Raw genomic sequence first — 20,656 nt, forward strand, 5'->3', positions numbered from 1 at the left:
TTGGGCGTGCCCCCAAGCTGTGCAAGGGGTCGGGCTATTCGCTGCAAGTCCTCGCCTCGTTTTACTCCGCTGCTATCCCTCACGCTGGCAAAGCGCCAAACCTTTCTCTATTCGCTCGTGTCCTAATCAGCCAGGTTCATCTCAATTCATTTTCAGAATTGTAAGTTTATTTGCCAGGCTTTTTATTTTGGCGTGCCCCCAAGCTGCGCAAGGGGTCGGGCTATTCGCTGCAAGTCCTCGCTTCGTTTTACTCCGCTGTGGGCTTTCCGCTGCTATCCCTCACGCTGGCAAAGCGCCAAACCTTTCTCTATTGGCTGGTGTCCTCACCAGCCAGGCTCATTTCATCATGCTAAGTCCTTGCTTCGTTTCAATCGCTGTGGGCTTTCCGTTGCTATCTCTTACGCTGGCAAAGTTCCAAACCTGGTAGGCTTTTTTACTTCATCAGCGCTACTTTTACTTCGCTTTTTTTACCATCAATGCTTAGGGTAAGGTTTAGGTTTCCTTTTTCAAAATCGTTCCCCTCATTTTCTTTTACCGTAATTACAGGCGCTTTATCGCCATCAAATGGATAAAGGATACTCACAAAGTTTTGGGTTTTGGCATCACTTTTCGCTTTTTCGAAAACAAAGGCAGGCCTGCTGATTTCTTTCATGTATACATAAGAAACTTTTCCTTCTTCTTCGCTGAGCGAAACCTGATCTGAATTTAAATTTTGAATTAAAAGGTTATTGCCATCAGCATAAGTGGTGTATACGCTGTTTTTTGCTTTATCAAACACAGGTTTACTATCTTCTTTTAATTGAAAATGTGTGCCTAAAGTACCTGTTGCTTTGCCAATGGCCTGATCGATAATCAGGAAATATTTTTGGTTGATGAATAGCACACTGCGCTGGTGGTTTAAACCGGTATAACTTGGATTGGTGTAGGTTAATACATCCATTGGTTTACTGGCTTCCCATTTGTTCTGGGTGGCTTTGGTAATCACCATGTTTTTATTGTCCAGTGTAAGTGTGCTGTGTACACGGGTTTGGCGGAACCAGTCTCTTTTTTTCATGATCTCGGCATCACCGCTGTAGAGGTAACAACCGGCATCGGGCGTAAAATTGCGGCCTTTTACCCAAAGTTCGAAGGTTCCGTTATCAGGCTGGGCATGAAATTCTCCCGGAGGACCTGCTTTTAAAGTCATTACCGTTGCATCGCTTTTCCATCCGTTTCTAAATGTATAAAAGCCTGCATTTGGCAAACCTTTCGACAAATAATCAGGCGCGGTACCTTTTTTGCCATCAGTTGCGAAGTAAGCAATACTTTGGTTATCAGGAAAGTTTTTGCCCCAGTCAGCATAGTTTTTCATCATCCCATTTTTATCTCCCGGCCAGCTATCGCCAAACATGGGGGCAGTATAATCCGGGAAGGAAAAGTTAGCCGTAGCCAATACCATTTTCTCTATTTTAGCAATATAACTCGACGGAAATTCCTTTTCTTGTCCGCTTACCTGTGCAGCGCGATATGCATTTAAAAAAATACCAATTGAAGCGATATGGTACGATGGCGACATTTCCCACTGCATACCATCATTAAATACTTGTTTTTCAATTTCCTTATTTAGCACGGTAATGCCACTTTTTCTCCAGGCCGGTGCATTTTTTAGCTCAGGGAATTGCGAACCTGCACCCACAACACGCTGGGCTTCGAATAATAAATGGTTTCCCAGCTCGCTGTAATTTTTAGGAACATAATCTGCCTGGAAACTGAAACTGTTTAGAAATTCCAATAAAAATGCGGGTGTAAAACTTTGTGCATTTACCGTCAGATCAAAAATAGCCGGAAATATGTTTACCCTTTCTGATACCTCTAAAGGGCGCCAGGCAAAACTGTCATTGTCTTTTGATAAACCCAGCGGATTTTTTTTAGCCCAATCGCCAAACTCGAAGATAAATTCTTTGGCGTATTTTTCATCTCCAGTGCTATTAAAGGCTTTACCTAGCGATTGCCACCACTTTACGCGGTGTAACTGCCAGCGGACCTCGTTATCTTTTACCGGCCAAAACTGCCAGTTAATATCTTTACCATAATCGAAAAATCCATAACCTTTCTGTGGCTTAAATTTGTGCACTAAAGCATTGTCTGCGCTTTCCTTATCGCCACTGTTTAGTGTTTTGTTTTTAATGATTTCGCTCTTGTTTGCCTTGTTGCGGTAATAGCTCAATAATTCTTTACCTGCATTATCGTATTGGCCCAACAAAAATTGTTTGTTTACTTTTTCTAAGCCGGGGTAGGCGAGGTTGATGTTGTCAAAACTTTGTTTGGTAAGCGGTGCATCTTGTGCGTTTGCAAATAGGCCAGCGGTCAGTAAGAAGCAAAGCGATATTTTTTTTCTGATATTCATTGTTATCGGGTCTGATCAGTTATTTATATGATTATTCATTCAATTTATTTTGCCCAAAGCTACTCTTTGGTCTTTTTTGTCTTTGTAGTTCATTATCTTAATTCGTACCTAAATCCTGCTTCACAATTGTCGTTTTACCATTAATATTGAGCGTAATGTCTATTTTGCCATTTGCAAAATCATGGCCAGGATTTTCAGTAAAGTTGACCACTGGTGGGGTGCTGCCATTATAAGGATACAATACCGAAATAAAAGCCTGTGTTTTACCATCAGCCTTTGCTTTTTCGAAAGCAAAAGCTGGCCTTGGTGTTTCTTTTTGGTATACATACGATACAAAACTTGGCTCTTCTTTTACACTTACTTTATCTTTATTTAATACCTGTATCAAAAGGTTATTGCCATCGGCATAATTAGTGGTAATACGGTTATTGCTGGCATTCAGGGTGGCCTGGCTATCTTCTTTTAAATGATAACGGATGGCTAATTTTCCAGTTGCCGCGCCAATTGCCCTGTCAATAATGACGAAATATGTTTTATCAATAAATAAAAACGTGCGCTGGTGGTTTAAATCTTTATAACTGGGATTGGAATAGCTAAGGATATCTAAATTATTTCCTGTTTCCCATTTTTGCAGTTTCGCATCGTTTTCTATGGTTTTATCATCAATGGTCAGGGTTTGGTGTGCTTTGGTAGAGCGGTACCAATCTCTTTTGGTATTTGCCTGGTCGCCCACATTGGCATACACGAAACTCCCGGCATCGGGTGTAAAATCGCGACCTTTTACCCAAAGCACAAAATTGCCATTATCGGGGTGGGAGTGGAACGCTGCAGGTGGACCTGCTTTTATCTGCATTACGGTGGCTTTCATGTCCCATCCGCTCCTGAAAGCATAAAAGCCGGCATTAGGAAGACTGCCGGAACGATAATCTGGGGCTGTGCCCGTTTTACCATCAGTAGCATAATATTCAATTACTTTGTTTTTAGGGAAAACCTTTGTCCATAAGGCATAACTTTTAAGCATAGCCGCTTTGGTGGTTAAAAATGCATTGCCATAAAGCGGAAAGGTATAATCGGGGAATGAATATTTACCTACTGCAAGCACCATTTTTTCGGCAAGGTTCCGGTAGCTTTCAGGAAATTCCGCTGCTGCTCCATTTAACTGGGCAATTTGCAGCGCATCCAAAAATATTTTAATGCTGCCAATATGGTAGGAGGGCGATAGCTCGAACTGAACGCCATCAGGCAGTATCTGTTTTTTAATTTCTTCATTTAAAACGGTTATGCCACTTTTACGCCAGTTAGCCGCCTGTTTCATTTCGGGGAATGTGCTACCGGCGTACATCATGTGCAGCGCTTCGTATAGTCTATGGTTGCCTATATCCGTATAATTGGCCATTACATAATCGGCCTGTGCGCTGTACGAGTTTAAAAACTCCATTAAAAATGCAGGGGTAAAATTTGGCGAGTTAAGAAAAAGATTAAAATAACCTGACCAGTGATTTAACCTGAACGATACCACGAAAGCCTTCCAGGCGTAATCTTTATCATCGGCGTAAGCACCCTGTTTGTTTTTTTTAACCCAATCGCGCAGTTCAAATATCCATTCTTTTGCATATTGCTCATCGCCGGTACTTTGGTACACGATGCCCAAAGGCTCCCAAAAAGCAGTGCGGTGTAAAAAAGTGGTCAGTAATTGATCTTGCACCGGGCGGTATTGCCAGTTAATCTCTTTGCCATAATCGAAAGTAGGATAACCTTTATGTGGTTTAAATTTGTGCTGCAAAATATTATTGGCCAGCTCAAGTGTATTTTCATTTACCTTTTTGCCTGCTAATTTTTTAATCTCATCCGTATCAAAATCAAGGTGACGCACATTGGTGCGGCTGCGGTAATATTTAAGCAATTCTTTTGCCCCCTCTTCGTACTTTGCAGCAGCTACCAGATGTTTAACCTTTTCCAATCCTTTGGCATCCAGGTTAACCACATCGAAACTGCTTTTGCTAACCGCTGTTTCTTGTGCTTTTGTGGAGCTGAATGCCGATGAAATTATGGTAATGGCCAGTAATATTATTTTTAAACGCATCATATGCTGTAATATTTATTCAAGGTCTTGTATTAGCTTTTAGCGGAATTATTAGTTTAATTTATAAATCCTGATATCGTCGTGATAGGTAATTCGGGTAAGCCCTTCCTGGATCCCATAAACGCCCCATTTGATATATCCAATATTTCCGACAGCTGGATCGCCGGCAAAAGTGTCGTAATTTGTTTTTTCATCCACCAGCTTAAAATCATTTTGTCCGGGCAGTTTCATAAAAGTTCTGATATATCCCGTTGCATCTTTAGTCCATTTTGCATCTATTCTAAAATGTATCCATTGGTTTACATAAGGCCTAACATCAGACAGGAAATTAACTACCCGAATATTATCCCTGTAGCGCAGCCGCAGTGCGTTTCTCGAAGCACGCAGTTGTAAAGGAACGCCCGAATCGGTAGTGGAGTTGCCAGATACTTTTAGCTGAAAAATATTGGTTTCATAAATAGGGTCGGAAAGCCAGGGCGTCCAGTCTTTCAGCAGAACACTAAACTCATACCGACGTTCGTCTCCCGGCGCGTAGCGGGCGGCGGTGAGGGCTATCGCATCCGATTCGCTCCGGTAAGCGCCATCAGAATAATATGCATTATCGCCATATACTACTTTATGGGCAATGGCATAGTTTCCTGTAGCGCCTGCTTGTACCATATAATTGGCGTCAGCTGCTGTGGCATGAGAAGAGCTTATACCCGTAATGCCCGAATTGAGGGTTCCGCTTTCATAATCTACATTAAGGATAGAAACAGGAATGCTCTTTTGCAGCACCACGGTATAGGTGTAGTTTTTACCTCTTTCGAGATTAGTGCCATTGGGTAGTAACCAGGTAAAAGATTCTCCCGAGGGCAAGGTAATAACCACTTTTTTATTGGTAGCGCCAGTAATGGGTAGTAAAACAGCAGATGCTACCCGTTCGGCAGCCGCAGTGCCACTGATGTTGGCGCTGATATTGGCAGGATTAGTGCCGGCAGCGAATGTACCCGTATTCAGGTCAAAATCGGCCTGCGTGGAGAAGTCTTGAAAGCTGACCGTAATGCCGTTTAAACTGGCAATACCCCCGCCAGCCTGTACGATCAGGTTTACCCGTGCTAACTGATGTGCAAAATTTAGATTGGGAACCGTAGTGCTGCCCTGGCTAAAACCGGTGGCATTATTGGCATACATCAGGTCGATAGCAGGCAGGTTGCTTTGTGAAGACACATCTACTTTGTAGATATTGCCAGCTATTGTTGATTTGTAGGGATAATAAGCAACAAAATTAATGGCAGAGCCATCACCTGGATAACTGAAGGCATCGCTGGTCTGTGCGGTAAAATTCCCGTTTCCGGTAGTGGTGGTATATTTTTTATTGACCGCAAGCACCGAAGCATCGGAGGCTTTTTTCATAAACACGCCAATATTGTCGTTAGTCTCCCAGGTATTGCCTGTGGCCTTGGTTCCGGTTTCGCCTTCAACGGATGAGGTAAACTGCACCTGCCTGCCGGGTGTTGGCTCCGGAGACGAGTTGGAGCCCTTATCATCTTTTCGGCAGGAATAGACAATAATCAGTAAGGCAAACAAAACAACAGCCATTGTTTTTTGATAGAGAAAGCTTGTTAATCTTTTATTCATTTGTTAAAAATATTTATAGCGGTTAGGCAGTCGTTTTTAAACATATTTTAATTAACGTGGTGTTTGTGAATATCCTGCACAGTTCACAACAAAAGATTGGACATCTCCAGGTTGGTAGATGCCAAATTTAAAGTAATAGCCTGGTGCATCGTTTCGGCCAATAGCCACAGTGGCATTATTTACAATTTTTGTGCTTACAGCTGTTCCGTTTTGATGGTAACTCATGGTGACGTCTATTTTGCCGGGTGCGATCATTTGGTTGCCTGGTCCATTGTAAGCGGAATAATCAATATCCATAACAAAGGTAACCCAGGTATCTTTGGGATAATTGGCAAAAGGCATGCGGTACACATTGGTCGCTATTTTATATCCCCCGGCTGAGGTTACTGGTTGTAATACCCCGACACGATCAATATTGGCGCCATTGCGGTCTTCAATATCGGTTGCCCATTTGCTGTCTGAGGTTACGGAAATATAAAACTGTCCTCTGCCAAAGCCCATTTCCATTGGCGGATAACCACCAGCATCCATTTTCCATCCGTTGGCTGGTCCCTTTGCCCCGTTTACGATGGAATACCCTAGGCCATCATCAAATATCATGGTCTGTGTCAGTTCCAAAAACTGGTCTTTTGTAAGCATGGTTTGTTCGCCATTTGGTGATACGACCAGCGTACGATCGTTCATGCCATGAATTTGTGAAAAAATTGCCGATGAAGCTGGATCGGTAGTAGAAGGCACATAGATCGCATATTGATATCGCCATTTGCTGGCCTGTGGTGTAATACCTTTACCACGGAGGTAGGTGCTGAACGTTTTTTGGTCTTTAATATAATCAGCAGCAGAAATACCTGCATAATCCTGGTTAGTGGCGTATGCATATTGTAGTTCAACCCTGTCTCTTGTCGTTCCATCACTTTTTAGCTCAAAACGATAAGAAGGTTCGCCATTAAAAAGAATACCATAATCTTTTTGAAAAGCATAAGGATTGTTATTGCCAATAACCACCCATTGTTTATCTACAATGTTGGCAAACTGGGCACTATCCCTTTCCGGAAATACGCGACGTGTAAAAGGCTGTAACCAGGGTTGTCCGTTACCCAATGTAACGTTGTATCGGTATTTTTTTCCTTTTTCAAATGTAGCACCTGAAGGTAGGGTCCAGGTGTAAGTGCTGCCAGAGGCCAGGGTGAAAATAACTTTTTTCCCGGCTGCATCCGCCAGGGGCAATAAAATAACGGAGGCCATTAAATAGGGGGTACCTGCAATAGACTTAATATTCGCATTTACATTAGCCAGCGTAGACCCCGCCGTTAGCGTACCTGTATTGAGGTCAAAATTGGCTCTTGTGTTCATATTTTGAAAACTGGCGGTAATGCCATTCAGGTCGATGTTGCTGCCGGCCATAATGGTAAGATCTACCTGCACCAACTGGCGCGTGAAGCTTAAATTTGGACTAGTGGTGCTTTTATTGCTAAAGCCAGTGGCATTGTTGGCGTACATCAGGTCAATGGCCGGAAGGCTGGTTTGTGAAGATAAATCGACCGGATAAATATTGCCAGAGATGCCGGGTTGATATGGATAATAAGCCACAAAATTTACAGCAGAACCATCAGGATAATTCAAACCATGGTCTCCTTGTGCTGAAAAATTGCCATCGCCAGTGGTGATGTATTTTTTATTGGCAGCAATTACTGCTGCATCAGCTGCTTTTTTCATAAACAGGCCAATGCTATCATTTACCTGCCAGGTATTGCCCGTGGCTTTGGTTCCGGTTTCACCTTCCACAGAGGAGGTAAACCGCAGACTGTTATCAGATACGGGGCCTGACAATGGACCTGTATTATCTTTTCGGCACGAATAAGCAAAAAACAATAATGCGAATAAAGTAGCTATTGCTTTTTGATTTAGAAAGGCAGGTGATCTTTTATTCATTTGTTAAAATTATAGATATAATGTTGCGGGTACTTTCGATATGGATCAAAAGAATATCAATTTTGATGAAGAAAGCCTAAAACGATCATGCTGCTTATCGCTGCTCCTTCTTATTTACGTGTAATACTGCATTACAACATTTTATCAAATCCTGCTGCGCGATACCAGCCTAAACTCCGGTAAAAAGGATGTGCCCATTCATTATCCGGGTGGGGTATATAGCAGGACAGACCGGAAAACCGATTGATCGGTTTCCCCAAAAAATTCGGCGTATGCACTTGGTATAACACTACATCATTCACTGCATCTTGTAATCCCTGCAGGGAAATACCTGGGAAGTTTTTTTCAAAAAAATCCATAAAATCAAATCCTGACATAGGTGAAGCGGGATCAAAATCAAGGCGTTGTACTTCAGCCCGTCTAAAATCAGGATAAGTAAAAGAATGCTGGTACAGGAAATTGCGTGTCGTTTGTGCCAGTTGTTCCAGTTTTTCTGTTTTGATGAGCGAGAATGTGGCAGATTGGTTATTGCCACTTTGCGTCATATAATAACGATAATAGTTGTCACAAATCGCAGGTAATCCCACCTCGGGGTCTTCAAATAGATTTTTTTCAATGCGGTTGTATGGAAGGCCTACGCTTAACACTTCGGTTGGCGAAGCCAGGATGTAGCGGGTTTTGTCTTTAAGCTCGTATAATACTTCTGTAGAGGCCATAGAGCAGGCATCAAAAATAAGATACTCAAGGTTGTTGGGTAAGGCATACTTCAGGTCCTGCACATCCATTTTACTGCCATTGTCATCACTAAAAGAACGCAGGCTAATCGTCGCACTTTTGGGTAACCAGTTGGTTGCATGCGACCAAAGAATGGCAGCATAGGTTTTGGCGGGGTATAAAGCCTGTATATCGCTGAATATCATTTTCATGATATCGGGGTTCGAGGCATCGTGGTCGTTATATACTTTTACTTTACGGCTTACAATTTGTGGACTGCTATCCTTTGAAATTTCATATATCGTAGGCTGTTGTCCAAATATTTTAGCATATACAATCAATTTGCCGTTTGTTTGGTCAAATGCTTCTTCCATCTGATTGATATTGGTATAAGCACTGAAAGCAAGGCTGTTATTGGCCGACATGTACACGATAACTACTTTTTTTAATTCTTCTTTTTTGATAACAAAAATGTCTTCTTCCGACCGCTTACAGGAGAATAAAAACACAAGGATGCCCATATAAAATATGAACTTTTTGAATGTTATTTGTTGAATATAAAAGCGTTCCATGGTTACCGAAAATAAGAAAGAGGAGCTAGCCCTTTTAAGACTGCTCCCCTTATATTTTATTGATATTATTTTGTGCCCAGTAGTTTTACATCATCTATACGGAAAAAAGAACCTGTCGCCGGGGCAACTATTCCTTTATTACCTATAAATTCCAAAGTACTGGTCGCATTGGCTGCTGCGGTACTTAAGTTGACCTCGATACTTACCGGCGTCGTGCTATTATTGCTTGGTGCGGCTGGCACAGTATAGTCAACTCCGTTATACCTTACGGTGATGATGTTGGCAAAATCAAGTGTAGTACCAGTTGCAGGTGCATTGATTAAGGTCGCCCTGAATTGCAACTTCAGATTAGTAAAGCCATCGGTATTAATATTGTTCATTTTAATATTATTTTCAGTGCCGACAAATCTGGCATTATTGGTGGTAAATCCGTTACCGGCCACAATGATTGTGGTATTTCCTGCATAGGCAAAGGTAGGATTGTCATAATTGTCATATGCTGTAACAGCCTGGCGGGAACTTGGAAATCCGCTTAAATCTTTGGTTCCAAAAGTTTCCATAAAAATTTGCTTCTCGGTAGGCGTTGGGGTGGTCACATCCGGATTCAGGTTTGTGCTGCCACCAGGTACATCTACCCAGTTGGTAATGGTAGCCGTTCCCAGTTGTACGGCTACTGGCGTGGTAACTTTTTGTAAAACAATAGTATAAGTATTTTTCTTGCCCGCTTCAAATTTAGAACCTGCCGGTAGAGTCCAGGTAAAGTTGTCGCCTGATGGAAGTGTAAATACAATTGTTTTGTTGCTGGCGTCGGCTAATGGCAGCATAATGGCCGAGGCCAGTTGATCTGCGCCAGATGCTGTTATATTGGCATTAATATTGGCAGGGGCCAGGCCACTAGTCAGTGCTCCGGCGATTAAATCAAAATCGGCTAAGGTATTAAAACTTTGAAATGCTGCGGTAACACCACTTACACTGCTCACGCCTGCACCTGCTTTTACGGTAATTTCTACTTTCGATAACTGGTGTGTAAAAGTGAGGTTCGGTGTAGTGGTACTGGTTTGGCTAAATCCCGTAGCGTTACTGGCATACATTAAATCGATCGCTGGCAGGCTGGTTTGCGATGCTACGTTTACTTTGTAGATGTTGTTGGTATTGGTTGCGTTGTATGGGTAATAAGCTGCAAATTTCAGCGATGAACCATCGTTAGGATAATTGATAATCTCGCTTCCTGTAGCCGTAAAATTACCATTGCCGGTAGTCGTGTACTTTTTGTTGACATCAACTAAGGTTCCATCACTGCTTTTTTTGGAAAATACACCAATGTTATCATTTGCATCCCAGGTATTGCCAGAAGCTTTGGTGTTTGCTTGCCCTAGAATAGCGGATGTAAACGAAATTTTTGCATCAAGGTTTTCGTCAGGTGTGTTGACTTTGCCTTTTTTGCAGGAGGCCGCCAGCAGCATAAGTGTTGCCGCAGCAAGCGTGGTTAATGTAAATTGTTTACGCATAGTTTTAAGTTTGGTTTTTTAAAATATTTGGTTGAATTTTTAGTTTTTAAAACTTGGAGGATTTTACATTCAGTATTTAGCCTTTGCCGCTATTTCGGTATATCTTTTTAATGCTTCCAGATAATAGTAATCAGCATAATCTAAAGGTGTATCAATCTCTGAATTGTATAAAAAGGCACCTACACTGTGTTTGAGGATAAACAGACCGTTTTCGCCCGGTTTGGCCAGGTATTCATCAGAAGAAAGTGATTTTAAAATTTCTTCAGCATAATCAAAATATTTCTTACCATCTTTTACCTGAGTGCTCAGATCCAGTAAGCCTGAGGCAATAACAGCCGCTGCTGAGGCATCTCTCGGCGCAGGCTCTTCGACACCGGTTGCGTTATGCACGTCAAAATCCCACACCGGTATTTTATCTTTTGGCATACGTGGGTGGTTCATGATGAATTTGGCAATATTTTCTGCCTGCGCTAAAAAAGCAGGATTTTTAGTGTTCTTATAACACATGGTATAACCATAAAGTCCCCATCCCTGGCCACGGGCCCAGGCCGATTCGTCAGTTACCCCCTGATGCGTTCTTTTGGCCAGGACCTTTCCGGTTGCAGCATCATAATCTACCACATGGTATGAACTGAAATCTTTTCTGAAATGATTTTTCATCGTAGTGGTCGCATGGGTACTGGCAATATTGGCGTAAGCCGGATTTTTAAATTCGGTTGCCGCCCAGTATAAATATTCGAGGTTCATCATATTGTCGATAATGACCGGATAATGCCACCACGAAAAATCCCATGATCGGATTACACCTACTTTTGGGTTAAAACGTGCCGCAAGATGTTTGGCACCGTCCTGTAGTGCGGGTAAATAGGTTTTATCTCCGGTGATGCGGAAAGCATTACCATAAGAGCAGTAAAGCATAAAACCCACATCGTGGGTATTGGTGATGTGGCGTATAGAATCTAGTGCGAGCGTAAATTTTTTGGCTTCCTGGGCCAGGTTTTTATCGCCTGTAAGCTCATAACCATACCATAGGCTTCCCGGAAAAAAGCCTGTGGTCCAATCGGTAATGCCAGCAATCCTGATGGTTCCGTTCGGATTAACGGAGCGTGGGTTTTTGCCAGGTTTATAGGTTTGTGCAGCTTTATTTAACTGAAATGCAATCACGTCAGTGGTTTTCTTTAACCAATTTAAGGGAGGATCATTTTGTACAGGAGCAGCACAGCAGTTTAATACCAGTGTGGCGGCTACCACTACCAAGCAAAAAGCTTTTTTCATAGTGTAGAAATTTGGTCTTAATTATAATTGTTTTGTGAAGTGAAATTAAGACAGCGCAAACAGAATCACTTTTGATTATTATCATAAATATTTTGAAATTGGTTAAGGCACAAATTTTTTAGGGCTATACACCTTGTATTTGTAATTAAGGCTGTTTGTTAACCTATTTCTTAATGGATTAATCAATTTTTAAAGATTTTGATCTGAAATTTAATGTATAGGCTTATCATGAATTCTATTTTTAGCCTATATTTAAATGCTAAATTGAAACGACAAAAACATATCCATTAAAGCAATGCAAAAAAGATTTAAACTAGGTTCGGTATATGATTACTTTAAATAATTTCAACATGGAACAATCGTATGCTATCGGAATTGATGTTGGTGGGTCTTCACTCAAATGTGGGGTAGTAAACCAAAATGGCGAAATTTTATATTCCATTATTGTATCGCTAAAAAATGCGAAAACACAAGGTGCCATTATTGCGCTGATTGTAGAGGCGATCCATACCTGTGCTAAAAAATTTAAAAACCCCATTCTTGGGGTAGGTATAGGTTTTCCGGGAATTATTTACAACAACAAGATTATTGCCGGTGCCGATAATTTACCTGGGTTTAAACAATTGGCTTTAGGCGAAATCCTGCAGGAAGTAACCCGTTATAATATTGTAATGGATAATGATGCCAATTTAATGGGCCTTGGAGAAATGACTTACGGCGCAGCCAAAGATTGTAGTGATGTGGTTTTTCTTACCGTGGGCACAGGGATAGGTGGCGCAGTGATGATTGATAATAAACTTTACGGCGGATTTAGAAATAGAGGTACAGAACTGGGACATATTGTTGTACAACATAACGGACTTGCCTGCGCTTGCGGAGGTCGTGGTTGTTTAGAGGCTTATGCATCGGTAACGGCCCTGCTTAACCATTACCAGTCTATTCATCCTAATCCACCAGAAGAGATTGATGGTAAATATATGGTAGAAAAATACCTCGCCAGAGAAGAATATGCCGTTGAAGCGATGGAATCACATTTCGATTATCTGGCTACGGGCATTATTAGTTTTGTAAATGTGTTTAGTCCACAAAAAATTGTAATTGGTGGAGGCATAAGCGAGTCGGGCGCTTTTTATGTTCGGGAGATAGAAAGAAGAATAAAAACTTTAGCGGTACCTATTGCACCTGGTAATGAGCTGGTGGTTGCGGCCAGGTTGGGCAACAAGGCAGGGTTGCTTGGTTGTGCAGCAAATGTTTTTCAAAAATTTAAGGCATTTGATTATGTCGTAAAATAATTCTTCAGAAAAATAACAGGAGTTCAGCTAAATCTGTATCCTTTTCTGGGAATCGGTCAGAATAAAAATTATTGAATTTAAACAGAGAGGATATTCTAAAATTTAGAATATCCTTTTTTTTCTGTCGAATAATGTAGGATATCGCTTACAGGAAAATATAAATCGGTTAAATTTTTTACCATTTATCTCAGCTGTTTTGTCAACATTTCTGCTCCAAATAACCCCAGGGAAGGCCGAAATAAGTCATTTAAGGCATGTTTAGCCAAATTTGATAGTATTTTAAACAAATTTGAAACTCTTTTTCTATCCCTAATGCTAAATTCGTTACAGTAAGATGAATGGCAACCGACCTGTGGAAAATAATCTCCACATATCATTTTCCTAACAGGCTTACAGACTAAGCAAACCTGAAAAGGTTTAAAACATTTAACCAAATAATACAGATAAGGTATACAGTTAATAACCGAACCGGATACCGATTGCAATACTGAACTTTATAAACCAACTAACAAAATGACTAAAAATAATTCTGAAGCGATAGCTGAAAAAGATTCTTTTTCGATCAGCAACATGCAGCGAAGGCAGTTTTTGCAATTTGCAGGGGCATCAGCGGCTTTAACAATGGGATTAATCGGTTGTAAAAAGGAAGAAACACCTGCATCTACTCCTTATAACAATACCGATAATACAATCGATTTTAAAGATGATGCAGGTTTGCTTAATTATATTTATGCTTTAGAACAATTAGAGGCTGCGTTTTACATCAAGGCTGCAGCAAGTTTTCCGGCAACTTTTACCGCTCCGCAAAAAATGTTGTTCAATGATATCAGGCTCCATGAAATTGCCCACCGCGAATTTTTTAAGAAATTTTTAGGTGCAGCTGGCTTGGGTGTACTTGAATTTGATTTTTCATCTATCGATTTTGCCGATGCTACAGCCGTATTCAATGCAGCCAAAACATTCGAAGATTTGGGGGTTGCCGCTTATAACGATGCGGTAGTGAAATGTAAAAACGATTATAACCTGATTATTTTAAGTCAGATCGCAACCGTAGAAGCACGCCATGCAGCCTATGTACGTAGCCAGGTAAGTGCCCTAAGCTTTGCCGATCTTACCGAACTGGCTCCTTTAGGTGCCGATGCCGCTAACGCACTCGATGTTACCCTCGCGCCAGGTAAAGTGCTGGAACAAGCATCAAAATATATCAAAACAAAATTGAATGTAATCAATCTATAAACCAAAACAGTATGAATATTTTAAATATCATTGAGGAAATAGAAAAAGTAGAGGGCGAGGTTTATAATGAATTGAGTCCAAGGCGTAAGGCATTGCAGCACCTTTTAAACGTGGGCAAGAAAGTTTCCTTAGCCGCTTTACCTTTAACATTTGGCAGCATGTTTCAAAAAGCGTATAGCCAAACGACTACAAATGCGGCTACAATAGATTCGCTAAACCTGGTTTTGGTTTTAGGTTATATGCAGTTTCAGTTTTATAATAATGCATTAACCGCTACACCAACTTTAATACTGGTGGCCGATAAGCCCATTATTACCACCTTACGCGACCAGGAGCAGGCACATATTAATGTAATCACCAAAGCCGTTACCGATCTGGGTGGTACGCCAAGGCCCTTAATGCCTTATACCAGTTTCGATTATACCAAAGTGAATGCGAATGTGGCTACCAATTATGGTACATTTTTAAGAACCGCTGTGGTGCTGGAAGATTTAAGTGAACGTGCTTATAAAGGACAACTGATTACATTAATGGGAACACCAGCTTTGGCCACTGCCGCCCGGATACAAACCGTAGAAGCTCGTCATTCAGCCCAATTGCGCCAGATGGTCAATAAACTACAGATTGCCACACTCAAATATTTACGTCCATGGGTAAGTATCAGAAGAAACGATGCCGATGGAAGCGATTTACTCCCGATTACCGGAAACGATTCGATGATTGGTGCACTAAATCCGGTATATGATATTGATGCCGGATTGCTCAACAGGGAAACCAAAACCGCTCAGGCAGGAATAGAGCTGCTGGGTATCGCCGGAAATGTAGATTTAACGGCAGGATCTGCTTCAGAAGCTTTTGATGAATACCTGTTAACTGCAACAGTTAAAACGGCCGCTAACCTGTTTATTAAAACCGGGTTTCAGCTAATCTAATTAAACCATTAATTCACCGACAAGGGAAATCACATGAAACGAATTATAATTTTATTCCTATTGCTTACCAGTTATAACTTTCTTTTTGCACAAGAGGTTATTACCGTAAAAGGGATAGTGAAAGATGAGACAAACCAGCCTTTACCTGGTGCAACTGTAAACGAAAAAGGTACCACCAATACCACCATAACCGGTAACGATGGCGGATACACCATTAAGGTAAAATCAAACGCCCGTTTGGTATTCTCTTATTTAGGTACAAAAACTTCAGAGCAGGGGGTTAACGGAAGAACAACCATCAACGCAAAACTGATCGATGATGCCAATAACCTGAACGAAGTTGTGGTTACCGGTTATGGACAAACCGTAGCCCGTAAAGATTTAACGGGTGCAATATCATCTATAAAAGGTGAAGAACTGGCCAAGGTTCCGGTACAGAATGTTGGACAGGCACTACAAGGCCGTTTAGCAGGTGTTCAGGTATCAATGGCTGATGGTACACCGGGAGCAGCACCATCAATTGTAATCAGGGGTGGAACTTCGATTACTCAAAGCAACGAGCCTTTATATGTAGTAGACGGTGTGCCGCAAACAGATGGATTGTCTTTTTTAGATCCGATGGATATCGAATCTGTAGACGTACTGAAAGATGTATCGGCAACCTCTATTTACGGAGCCCGTGGTGCTAACGGCGTCGTATTGGTTACCACCAAAAAAATAAAGGAAGGTAAAGTATCCATCAACTATGATGGTTACGTAGGTGTAAAAAAGGTGACTACCTTTTTACCGATGATGAATCCTTTGCAATATACTTTGCTGCGTTATGAAGTGAGCGCAACCGATCCGGCACGTTTAGCCTCATTTCTGAAAAACTATGGCAGCTTCGATTCGCTGCAGATCCGCTATGGCAACAGGCCAGGGGTAGATTGGCAAAAAGAATCGTTTGGCGATGCCGTTGTTAACCAGGCGCATAAGATCAGTATTAACGGTGGGGGCAGAGAAACCCGCTTTAATGTATTTTACTCGCGCAATGATGACAATGGGATTTTGCTCAACACCGCATCGGCAAAAGATATCGCTAAAGTGAGTCTTTCACACAACGTAAGTCAAAAATTTAATTTAAGTGCTATTGTCAATTATGCCAACCAGAAAATAACCGGCTTAGGTACGGGCGAGGGGAGATTAAGTCTGCTGAATACCATTTTGCGCTACAGACCGGTTGTGGGTATTGGTAATGATGATTTTTCGCTAATCGATTTGGATATAGATCCTTTAGATCCGAATCCTAGTTCTGTGCTTTATCAAAGCCCGATCGTTACGCTGGAGACTCAGCACCGTGAATCAAGGTTAAAATCGTTGAACATGAATGCAACAGCGTCATACTTTTTTGATAAACACTTTACTTATCGCGGTTTGGTAAACTTTACCGATAATAATAACTCAGCCAGGATTTTTAACGATGCCAGATCATTATTTGCACAACGTTCGGGCGGAGCTACTGGTGGGGTGGGTTATTCTACTGCGCAGCAGTTTAATTACAATAACACATTAACATACGCCAACGTATTTAACAAAGACCATAAACTCGATGTTTCTGTGGGTCAGGAATATATCTACAATTACAATCAAAGTTTACTGACCGCTTCAACAAACTTTCCTTCAATTAATTTAGGTTGGGATAAACTTCAACTGGGTACGGTAACGTCCTTCCCGGTTACAGCAGCAGAAGATAGCAAACTATTGTCGTTCTTCAGCAGGGCCAACTATTCTTACAAAGGAAAGTATTTATTAACCGCAACCCTGCGTGCTGATGGTTCTTCGAAATTTGGTGCCAACAATACCTGGGGATACTTCCCATCGGCTGCCGTAAGCTGGCGTGCTATAGAAGAGAAATTTATGAAACAACAGCATATATTCTCTGATTTAAAGCTGCGTTTAAGTTATGGTGTTGCAGGTAATAACCGTATTGCAAACTATGCCGCATTAGGTATTTATAATGCCGGGGTTTACCCGTTAAACGATCAGTTGATATCTGCATCTTTTCAGGAAAACCTGGCTAATCCTTCATTAAAATGGGAATCGTTAAAAGCATTAAACATTGGTTTGGATATTGGTTTATTAAAACAACGCATCACCTTAACCACCGAATATTATGATAACCGCTCTAAAGATTTGTTGTTTAATACGCGTATACCAGCCAGTTCAGGTTTTAATACCCAGTTTCAGAACATAGGTACCACATCGAGCCGAGGACTTGAAATGACCTTGAACAGCACAAACATCAGAACAACCAATTTTAACTGGACAACCAACTTAAACGTAGCTTTTACCAACACAAAAGTATTAAGCTTAAGCGATGGTGAAACGAGCAGGTTGGCCGATGGTAATATTGCCAGCGATTATATTTTGCAGGTAGGTAGCCCGGTGGGTGTAATGTATGGTTATGTAAAAGAAGGTTTATATCAGGTAAGCGATTTTAACTATAATCCAACAACCAATGCTTATACTTTAAAACCAGGCGTGGTTAGAGATGCTGTTACCGTGCAGCCTGGCTTTATTAAGTTTAAAGATATTAGCGGACCCGATGGTGTGCCTGATGGTATCATCAACAACTTCGACAGGGTGCCCTTAGGAAACGCCAAGCCTAAATTTTCAGGTGGTTTGGGAAACAACTTTAGCTATAAAGGCTTCGATTTGAGTGTATTCGTAAACTTCTCTCTAGGCAATAAAGTATATAATGCCAATAGATTAACCAATTCTGATCTGACTTTAGATTACGTAAACACTTTTGCCTCATTTGCCGATCGCTGGACCACCATCAACACTTCGGGAGCAAGGGTTACCAGTCCGGTAGAACTCGCTGCGCTAAACCAGGGTAAAACAATACCATCTTACAATGGTGGAGGTAGCTCCCGTTTGTATGATGAAATTATTGAAGATGGTTCTTTCCTGCGGATCAATAATGTTAGCCTGGGTTATACTTTTCCTAAAAAATGGTTAAGTGCAGTAAAAATTGCCAATGCGCGTGTTTATTTTACTGCTTATAACTTATATGTATTTACAAAATATAAAGGTTATGATCCTGAAGTGAGTGTCGTAAACAATCCTTTAACTCCAGGCATCGATGCCAGTGCTTATCCAAGAGCAAAATCATTCCTGGCAGGTCTTAATCTATCATTTTAAATCAAGAGAGATGAAAAGCAATATGAAATTTAACAATAAAATATTATTGGCAGGCTTAATTTTTGGGGCCACCGCAATTGTTTCGTGTAAAAAGGCGGTAGAAACAGAACCTTATTCATTCTTTACTTCTGATAATTTCTTTTCAAACGAAACAGAGGCCTATTCAGCAACTTTGGGTGTGTACGATATCATGTCTGATCGCAGTACCTATGGCTTCAACATCCCTTTGGTTTATGATAACGATACCGATATAGGCCAAACCGAAGGATCTAATTTAGCCGATGATTATCGGGTAATTCCACACTATAACGGTACACCGGAACGCGCAGCCTTTCTGGATACATGGACGGCCTTTTACAAAGGTATTGACCGGGCAAATGTGGTATTAGCCCGCATCCCACAAATGGGGATTTACAGTAGTGGTACACAGGCCCAAAAAGATGCTTTAAATAGAAATATGGCTGAAGCCAAATTTTTGAGGGCATTCTACTATTCAGAACTGGTACACTATTGGGGCGACGTGCCTTTTAAAACCACACCTTCACAAACAGGTGATGATTTTAAACTGCCAGTTACCGATCGTTACGAAATTTATAAATTCATCCTTAAAGAAATGCAGGAGGCGGCAGATGCTTTACCCACTGCATTACCGACCGATGAGCGCATTAACAAATGGGCTGCAAAAGCAATGTTAGCCAGGGTAGCCCTCTATGCCGGTGGTTATTCGCTAAGCCGTACCAGCAAACAAATGGAGCGCCCGGCAAATTACAGGGAATATTATACTCTAGCCAAGCAGCAGATTGATGATGTGATTGCACAAAACCAATACAAGCTAAATCCCAGCTACTCGCAGGTTTTCAAAAACCAGTGTCAGGGTGTTTTAGAACCGACAGAAAATATTTTTCAGATCGCTTTTTTTAATTCAGACAATAACACCACCTCAGGTAATGCCTTAGGTGTAATATACGGAACTCCGGTTACTGCTTTGGGTGTTTATTTTTCCACAAATGGCAGGACCCTGGCGGTTAGGCCTTTTTACGATAGCTTTGCTACCGGCGATGCCAGAAGGGATTTTTCTATCGCCAACTACACCATCGATGCCTTGGGAAATAAACAACCACAGACTTTAGCAAGAGCAGATGAATCATGGAGGGCTGCTAAATGGAGCAGGGAATACCAAAAGCAAGAATTAATTGAAAGAGGGGGAACACGGATTAATTACGTAGTGATGCGTTATGCTGATTTATTATTAATGCGTGCAGAAGTAGAAAATGAATTAAACAACGGTCCAAATACACTTGCTTATGAAGCCATTAACCAGGTAAGAAGACGTGCTTATGGGATTGACGTACCTGGAAGTGGAATTTCAGTAAGCCTAACCGCACCGGGCACTGGCTACACAACTTTCTCATCTATAAAATTTCAAATTACCGGTGGTGGCGGGAGCGATGCTGCCGTTGGAGCTGTTAGCGTTAATGCAACAAAAGGCGTAGCAACCATTGCCATGATGAATGCCGGAACAGGCTATACCTCTGTACCTACGGTGAGCATCGTACCTACCGATGGAAAAGGCAGTGGAGCCACCGCTGTAGCTACATTATTGCCTAAACCTACAAGCACCAATGCCGATCTGCAGTCGGGTTTAAGCAAAGATGCCTTTTTTAAAGCTGTGCAGCAGGAACGTGCCTGGGAGTTAAGTTACGAAGGTTTAAGAAGAGCTGATTTAATCCGTTGGAATGCTTTAAAACAATCCATTGATGATACCAATACAAAAGTAAAAGCCATCAGGTCTAATTACAATTATCCTGCCCCTGCAAATTTTATAACCGGAAAACATGAGTTATTTCCTATTCCATTAAGTGAAATTGATGTGAATAAAAATATCAAGCAAAATCCTGGTTACTAGTTAATTATAGAAAAAAA

12 protein-coding genes are annotated in these 20,656 nt (G+C 41.4%); 5 read left to right on the plus strand and 7 right to left on the minus strand.

The genetic code is table 11. The annotated features are described in order from the left end of the window. Positions 1-433: 433 nt before the first annotated feature. The 7 genes from hepC (AC07YT_RS10475) to AC07YT_RS10505 form a co-directional block, all read right to left on the minus strand. Positions 434-2,386, minus strand: a complete 1,953-nt coding sequence (hepC, locus tag AC07YT_RS10475) for a heparin-sulfate lyase HepC (RefSeq protein WP_086546770.1) — start codon at positions 2,384-2,386, stop codon at positions 434-436. A 97-nt stretch (positions 2,387-2,483) separates the two neighbouring features. Then, positions 2,484-4,472 (minus strand): heparin-sulfate lyase HepC, encoded by a 1,989-nt coding sequence (gene hepC, locus AC07YT_RS10480; protein WP_086546769.1) that lies wholly within the window; start codon positions 4,470-4,472, stop codon positions 2,484-2,486. Positions 4,473-4,520: 48 nt separating this feature from the next. Further along, positions 4,521-6,089, minus strand: coding sequence for a fimbrillin family protein (locus tag AC07YT_RS10485; RefSeq protein ID WP_086546768.1), 1,569 nt, complete (start codon positions 6,087-6,089; stop codon positions 4,521-4,523). A 51-nt stretch (positions 6,090-6,140) separates the two neighbouring features. Further along, the gene (locus tag AC07YT_RS10490; RefSeq protein ID WP_086546767.1) at positions 6,141-8,021 is read right to left on the minus strand and encodes a fimbrillin family protein; all 1,881 of its coding nucleotides are present in this window, start codon (positions 8,019-8,021) and stop codon (positions 6,141-6,143) included. 131 nt (positions 8,022-8,152) lie between these two features. Then, entirely contained in the window at positions 8,153-9,256 is a 1,104-nt protein-coding gene (locus AC07YT_RS10495) for a clostripain-related cysteine peptidase (protein ID WP_086546766.1), read from the minus strand. A gap of 116 nt (positions 9,257-9,372) precedes the next feature. Beyond that, positions 9,373-10,815 carry a fimbrillin family protein gene (locus tag AC07YT_RS10500; protein WP_086546765.1) on the minus strand — a complete coding sequence of 481 codons (1,443 nt, stop codon included), beginning with the start codon at positions 10,813-10,815 and terminating at the stop codon, positions 9,373-9,375. A gap of 69 nt (positions 10,816-10,884) precedes the next feature. Continuing rightward, positions 10,885-12,090, minus strand: coding sequence for a glycoside hydrolase family 88 protein (locus AC07YT_RS10505; RefSeq protein ID WP_086546764.1), 1,206 nt, complete (start codon positions 12,088-12,090; stop codon positions 10,885-10,887). Positions 12,091-12,440: 350 nt separating this feature from the next. On the opposite strand from AC07YT_RS10505, the gene AC07YT_RS10510 reads away from it, so the two are divergent. The 5 genes from AC07YT_RS10510 (at position 12,441) to AC07YT_RS10530 (ending at position 20,639) form a co-directional block, all read left to right on the plus strand. Further along, a complete protein-coding gene (locus AC07YT_RS10510) occupies positions 12,441-13,382 on the plus strand; it encodes an ROK family protein (protein WP_086549352.1) in 942 nt (313 codons plus the stop codon). A gap of 513 nt (positions 13,383-13,895) precedes the next feature. After that, positions 13,896-14,618 (plus strand): ferritin-like domain-containing protein, encoded by a 723-nt coding sequence (locus AC07YT_RS10515; RefSeq protein WP_086546763.1) that lies wholly within the window; start codon positions 13,896-13,898, stop codon positions 14,616-14,618. Between the two features lie 11 nt (positions 14,619-14,629). After that, a complete protein-coding gene (locus AC07YT_RS10520; protein WP_086546762.1) occupies positions 14,630-15,550 on the plus strand; it encodes a ferritin-like domain-containing protein in 921 nt (306 codons plus the stop codon). Positions 15,551-15,583: 33 nt separating this feature from the next. Further along, complete coding sequence (locus tag AC07YT_RS10525; RefSeq protein ID WP_086546761.1) at positions 15,584-18,733, plus strand: SusC/RagA family TonB-linked outer membrane protein; 3,150 nt, start codon at positions 15,584-15,586, stop codon at positions 18,731-18,733. 10 nt (positions 18,734-18,743) lie between these two features. Next, positions 18,744-20,639, plus strand: a complete 1,896-nt coding sequence (locus AC07YT_RS10530; protein ID WP_086546760.1) for a RagB/SusD family nutrient uptake outer membrane protein — start codon at positions 18,744-18,746, stop codon at positions 20,637-20,639. Positions 20,640-20,656 lie beyond the last annotated feature (17 nt).

The sequence above is a fragment of the Pedobacter sp. GW460-11-11-14-TSB4 genome (genome assembly GCF_059423705.1).